This window comes from Saccharicrinis sp. 156, assembly GCF_050589685.1.
Lineage (GTDB): Bacteria > Bacteroidota > Bacteroidia > Bacteroidales > Marinilabiliaceae > Saccharicrinis.
This window is the reverse complement of sequence record NZ_JBNGOS010000096.1, coordinates 1-2,431: the sequence shown is the minus strand read 5'-3', so window position 1 is coordinate 2,431 and position 2,431 is coordinate 1. Positions and strand designations below refer to the sequence as shown.

Sequence of the window (2,431 nt, the reverse complement as noted above, 5' to 3'; positions counted from 1 at the left end):
GTATCCCCACTACCAAGTAGGTCATAGATTTTTATCGGAGATGTACGATATTTGTTTACTGTTGGGGATTTACAGCTCCAAGTTTTGCGGCAAAAGGTCGGCAAGTCTGTTTACCTTGTAGGTTGGGATTATTTCGAGCACCTTTTTCAGCCATTCAAAGGGATTTACATTGTTCTTTTTGCATGTGGCAAAGAACGAATAGAACATAGCTGCCCTTTCTGCGCCCCGGTTGGATCCTGCAAACAGGTAATTTTTTCTTCCAAGCGTGATTGGACGTATGGCATTTTCGGCAAGATTATTATCTATTTCCAAATTACCATCGTTAAGGTAAGCCAGTAAATTGTCCCAACGTTCGATGCAATATGCGGTAGCCGTGCCTAACGGAGATTTGGGATTGGCAGATTTATAGGTTTCCACCATCCATTTCCCCAGTTCGTTCATCAGTGGCAACGATTCATCGAGCCTAAGGGCATGGCGTTCTGTTGGGAGCATGCCCTGTTCCCTGGCTTTTCGCTCTACGCTATAGAGTTTCTGGAACATGCCCATGGCATATTCTGCTTGCTTTTTATCATATGGTAAGGCTTTCTCAAAATATCGGCGTGCGTGGGCCATGCAATTGACCAGAGTAACATCCGGGTTCTTTGCTGCAATCAGATCATATACTTGGTAGCCATCGGTCTGAAGATAGCCTTTGAAGTTTTCGAGAAGTTTTTTCGGGCCTTCCCTGGATCTTCCGGTGTTATAATCGAAGAACACCATTTTTTCTAAAGGGCTGTGATAGATCCAATAATATCCCCGGTGCGTTTTCCCTTTCTTCTGTTTGTCCAGAACGGGAATTGGGGTTTCATCGGCCTGTATATAACCTTGCGAGAGCACCCTGTGCTTTAAAACATCGTATAGTGGCTCAAGTAAATTGCTGATACTTTCTTGCCAACCGTTGAGTGTAGATGAAGAAAGTTTTATGTCCTCTCTTTTGAAACGCTCGATTTGCCGGTAAACAGGCAGGTGGTCCACAAACTTGTCGACGATGACCTGGGCTAGCAGACCGGGGCCGGCGATACCTTTTTCGATTGGAAAAACAGGGAGTTCCGCTATTACGCCTTTGTGATCGATATTGTTATCGTCTATTGGCTTGATGTATTTGGGGCGGATATAACGCTTGATGTACAACTTGGCAGGAACCAGCTCCAGTTGGTCGGTCACCTCTTTGCCAATACATTTCATCCCGGAAGTGTCCTCCTCCGGTTCCAATACAATTTCTTCTACTGGTAAGTGCGATGGCAAAGGCAAGCGCCCTGGGTGCTCTTTCTTCTTTTCTTTCGAGCGCACATAGGTTATTGTTTCCTGCTCTTTTTCCGGGGCCTCTTCCTCGGGCACATCAAAAGGTAAAGAAAGCTGCTTATCATCGGTATCGTGAACGAACCGTTCACGTTTAGCTCCATAAAGCAAGCGGTTCATCTGGTCAATCTGGAACTGCATCCGGCTCATCTTTGACTCCATGGAGTTGATGAGTTCCCTCAGCTTTTTGTTTTCTTTTTCAAGCTCGGAAGCCTTGTTTTCCAGTTCCTTTGACATGCTTCAAAATTACTGAAACACAAGTGGCAGGCAAAGAAAAAGCAACTGTTGTTATCAACAAATTTAAAGTTCAGGTTTGATAAGTATTTTTGTTGAAATGCCTTATTTTACAGGTGGTTCGGGGCGAGAGTATCGTTTTCTCTGTTGCAGGTTTTTAATTGACAAACCGTCCACGACCATTACAATTTGGGCATAGCTCAGAGTGATGCTCCCGACCGAAGCGTCATACCTGGGAAGCTCAAATGTTCCTTTCTCCAGACGCTTGTAATAAAGCAAGAACCCGGAGCCCTGCCAATGCAGCAACTTAATCTTATCGCGACACTTATTAATAAAGATAAAAACGTCACCGTTCAGGGGATTGCAGTCCAGATGATTGCGGATCAGTCCCGACAACGCATCAAAGCTTTTGCGCATATCCGTGGGCTGGCTGTAAAGGTGAAATATGTTTTCTGTCGAGAGCGCGAACATAGTTTATAGGTTTATCAGGTTTTTCAAAAACTCAGGGCTAATGGTTTCCGGGCACAGCAACTGGATACCGTTGGGAAATAATAAGCAAAGTTGGTTTACCGGTTCTTTTTGTTCGGGTTCTGGAACTGATTTGATATTTACAGGAATAAAACCCGAACCAGGTTTAACTTGAGATTTACTTTTTTCTTTGAGCCTCTTGCCCCACGCATGAAATGTTGAATAAGCTAATCCATGTTCTTTACAATATTGTTTTTGCGGTGCATCTCCTTGCTGCCAGGCTTCATAATGAGCAAACATCTCTTTGGCTGTATGCCTTCTTGATTTTTTCATGCAACAAATATATCCTCTTGAAATCTCTTATAGAAGACCGGGTTAGCCGTGCGGATAC

General features: G+C 44.1%; 3 protein-coding genes. All 3 read right to left on the bottom strand.

Annotation, left to right across the window (positions count from 1 at the left end; genetic code table 11):
- Window positions 1-69 precede the first annotated feature (69 nt).
- Window positions 70-1,575, bottom strand: a complete 1,506-nt coding sequence (tnpC, locus tag ACRD64_RS25165; protein ID WP_430937390.1) for an IS66 family transposase — start codon at window positions 1,573-1,575, stop codon at window positions 70-72.
- Window positions 1,576-1,677: 102 nt separating this feature from the next.
- Entirely contained in the window at window positions 1,678-2,043 is a 366-nt protein-coding gene (gene tnpB / locus ACRD64_RS25160) for an IS66 family insertion sequence element accessory protein TnpB (RefSeq protein WP_430937388.1), read from the bottom strand.
- Between the two features lie 3 nt (window positions 2,044-2,046).
- Window positions 2,047-2,373 (bottom strand): IS66 family insertion sequence element accessory protein TnpA, encoded by a 327-nt coding sequence (gene tnpA / locus ACRD64_RS25155; protein ID WP_430937386.1) that lies wholly within the window; start codon window positions 2,371-2,373, stop codon window positions 2,047-2,049.
- Window positions 2,374-2,431: the final 58 nt, after the last annotated feature.

Excerpts from the sequence above, each read along its gene's own strand:
- tnpC (WP_430937390.1), bottom strand. The coding sequence starts at position 1,575 with ATGTCAAAGGAACTGGAAAACAAGGCTTCCGAGCTTGAAAAAGAAAAC.
- tnpB (WP_430937388.1), bottom strand. The coding sequence starts at position 2,043 with ATGTTCGCGCTCTCGACAGAAAACATATTTCACCTTTACAGCCAGCCC.
- tnpA (WP_430937386.1), bottom strand. The coding sequence starts at position 2,373 with ATGAAAAAATCAAGAAGGCATACAGCCAAAGAGATGTTTGCTCATTAT.